2 protein-coding genes are annotated in these 3,367 nt (G+C 49.4%); one reads left to right on the forward strand and one right to left on the reverse strand.

Annotation, left to right across the window (positions count from 1 at the left end):
- Positions 1-260 precede the first annotated feature (260 nt).
- Positions 261-2,804, forward strand: a complete 2,544-nt coding sequence (locus tag MHN01_RS21085; RefSeq protein WP_239413250.1) for an Ig-like domain-containing protein — start codon at positions 261-263, stop codon at positions 2,802-2,804.
- Between the two features lie 61 nt (positions 2,805-2,865).
- On the opposite strand, the gene MHN01_RS21090 is transcribed toward MHN01_RS21085, so the two are convergent.
- Positions 2,866-3,367 (reverse strand): adenosine deaminase (locus MHN01_RS21090; RefSeq protein WP_370646537.1); only part of this gene is annotated, 502 nt, incomplete at its 5' end.

Here is a 3,367-nt window from a genome sequence, read left to right on the forward strand (position 1 = left end):
CGGTGATTTTTGAGCCCATAGAAAATACAAACTCACTCGCAATATCCCATTCCGAATTTCCCCCTTGCTTATCACTGATGTGATAAGCGCTTGAAGTATAGAACAATACCAAGAGTTTTATTATCAAAAAGAATCATAAGCGCTAATGATAACTGCATGCCACCTCGATGCTTGCAATGTCGGGAGGCAGCATCGCTGAGCGATATGGGTAAACAGCGACTTATCTAACCTTCTAAGGATACTTTGATAGGAACTTTATTATGCAAAAATCGTTGATGGCAACGGCAATACTGTTAAGTATTTGCGCTGCCGGTCAAGCCTATGCAGTCAATTGTTCTCAACTTGCTATCTGGGAACAGGGAATGGCTTATAACACCGGTACACAAGTTCAGAGCAAGAATATAGCTTATGAGGCTAACTGGTGGAATATCGGCAATGATCCGGCAAACCATTCGGGGCCATGGCAAGAGTGGACAAAGCTCGGTCAGTGCGACACGAACCCCGGCAACCAGCTACCGATTGTGACCCTAACCTCTCCTCTGGCTAATGCACAATTTACCGAAAATGACATTGTTGTGCTGACAGCAAATGCCAATGATTCTGACGGCAGCGTAGATAGCGTCGAATTCTTCCTTGGTGCACACTCCTTGGGTAGCGTTATTACACCTCCTTATACACTGAACTGGAAATCGGTATTAGGCACCCACCTGATTGAAGCACGGGTTACTGACAACCAGGGAGCGACAAGCAGTGACACCGTCACGATTTCTGTTGTCAGTGCCACCGGCAACCTACCGCCTACCATCAACCTAATCAGCCCTACCGCATCGTCGCAGATCATTGCTGGCGAGAATATTACCCTCACAGCAAACGCAACTGATGACAAAGGACCAGTCGCTAAAGTTGATTTCTATATTGATGACCAAATTATTGGGACGGATACAAGTGCTCCATATGAATACCCATGGGCTGCAGAAGCTGGTACCCGTAGCTTCAAGGCCAAAGCGACAGATATAGATAATGCCTATACATTCAGTGAAATTGTTACCGTTGCAGTCAGCGATGGAAACACGGCTGGAGGATGCGCCGGTATACCCGCCTATACTGCAGGCCAGGCGTATCAAGGCGGCAATATCGTCCAGCATAACAACCACAAATATCACTGTGATGTAGCGGGCTGGTGTTCGTCAGATTCGGCATGGGCCTATGAACCGGGTAAAGGTCAGTACTGGGCTGATGCTTGGACTGATCTGGGTATCTGTGCCATTGTGCCTGAAATCAGTATAACCTCACCTGCCGATAACAGTACGGTATTGGCAGGCAGTAACGTTACCATTAATGCCCAGGCAACAGATGCAGACGGCACGATTAGCCAAGTACAGTTCTATGCAGGCAACCAAAGCGTCGGCACTGACACCACCGCTCCCTTCTCCGCCAACTGGCAAGCTGTAGGACTTGGTGATATCGCGATTAAAGCAGTCGCGACTGATAACGAAGGAAACAACGGAGAAGCTTCTGTTCTGGTTAGTGTCAGCGATCAGGCACTCGTTACCAGCCTAACCTCTCCGACCAGCGGGACCACGGTCAGTCTTGGTCAGGCCTTTAATCTGGCGGCAACTGCAGAGTCTCTCAATGGTTCTGTGCAAAAAGTGGATTTCCAAGTCAATGGCACTATAGTCGCTACCGATACAACGGCACCGTATACAGCGAACTGGACTGCCGGCTCTGCAGGTAACTATACCGTCATGGCAATAGCAACAGATTCGCAGGGCGCGACCTCTATGTCAGCAACTGCCAGTGTCAAGGTTATCGAACAATCAGCCACAAAACACAAGCTCATTGGTTATTGGCACAACTTCGTCAACGGTGCAGGTTGTCCTATGCGCCTTCGAGACATTTCTCCGGCGTGGGATGTGATTGATATCGCCTTTGCTGACAATGATAGAAACAGCGACGGTACCGTACATTTCAACCTCTATGCCGGTGACATCCACAGCGCCTGCCCGGCACTAAGTCCAGAGCACTTCAAGCAAGATGTCCGTGACTTACGGGCTCAGGGCAAAGTCATTGTTCTGTCTCTTGGCGGAGCAGAAGGTACTATTACGCTCAACACGGACGCGGATGAAGTCAACTTCGTTAATAGCCTAACCCAAATCATGAAAGAGTGGGGTTTCGATGGATTGGATATCGACCTCGAAAGTGGTTCCAACCTGCTGCACGGTACACAAATTCAGGCGCGTCTGCCGCGAGCGCTAAAGCAGATTGAGGCCAATACAGGCGGAAATATGTACCTCACCATGGCTCCGGAACACCCTTATGTTCAAGGTGGGATGATTGCCTACTCAGGTATCTGGGGAGCCTATATTCCGGTTATCGATCAACTTAGAGACATGCTGAACCTGTTACATGTTCAGCTTTACAATAATGGTGGATTAGCCAATCCGTATATGCCGGGCGCAGCACCTGAAGGTTCGGTTGATATGATGGTCGCGTCGGCAAAAATGCTCGTCGAAGGGTTCGAGCTCGCTGACGGCACTATGTTCCAGCCATTACGCGATGATCAGGTGGCTATTGGCTTGCCGTCCGGTCCAAGCTCGGCTAACTCCGGCCAGGCCCCGATACAAAACATTGTTAGTGCTCTCGACTGCCTGACAGTTGGCACAAGCTGCGGTACGGTTGTACCAGCCAAACTGTATCCAAACTTCGGCGGGGTAATGACATGGTCGATCAACTGGGACAAGCACGACGGCTATAATTTCTCCGGCCCTGTGGGTGACAAACTCAAGGCTATGAACGGGAAATAGGAAAACCTGCACCTGTGAACAAGAAGCTCAGGGCCACAATGCCCTGAGCTTCTTACATCCTTTACTGCGCCAAATAGATCAATGTCTCTTTCTGGAGGCGAAGTTTCTCACTCTCCGAAATAAAACTGGCTTCAATGGCGTTCAATGTGAACTGGGCGACTTCTTCCTTGCTCATCGGATGCGCTTTGGCAACCGCAAGGAAATTGGCATTCATATAGCCGCCAAAATACGCCGGATCATCCGAATTCAACGTCACACACACGCCCCGACGAAGTAGGTCAACAACATTGTGCTGCCCCATATCCTCAAAAACTTTAAGCTTGGTATTGGATAACGGACAAACAGTTAGCGGAACCTTTTCTTCAATCAGCCGATCCACCAGCGCTTCATCTTCGACACAACGTACACCATGATCTATGCGCGCAGTTCCCAGCAATGCTAGAGCATCATCAATATTTTGTGCTGGTCCCTCTTCACCAGCATGCGCCACTGTCAGGAATCCTTCCGTCAATGCTTTCTGAAAGACATTTTCAAACTTTTGCGGAGGATGCCCCTGCTCGGAT

Origin of the sequence: Photobacterium sp. OFAV2-7 (assembly GCF_022347985.1) — a bacterium.
GTDB lineage: Bacteria > Pseudomonadota > Gammaproteobacteria > Enterobacterales > Vibrionaceae > Photobacterium.

What these genes read in the sequence shown, in the direction of transcription:
- MHN01_RS21085 (WP_239413250.1), top strand. Translation starts at nt 261, where the DNA reads ATGCAAAAATCGTTGATGGCAACGGCAATACTGTTAAGTATTTGCGCT.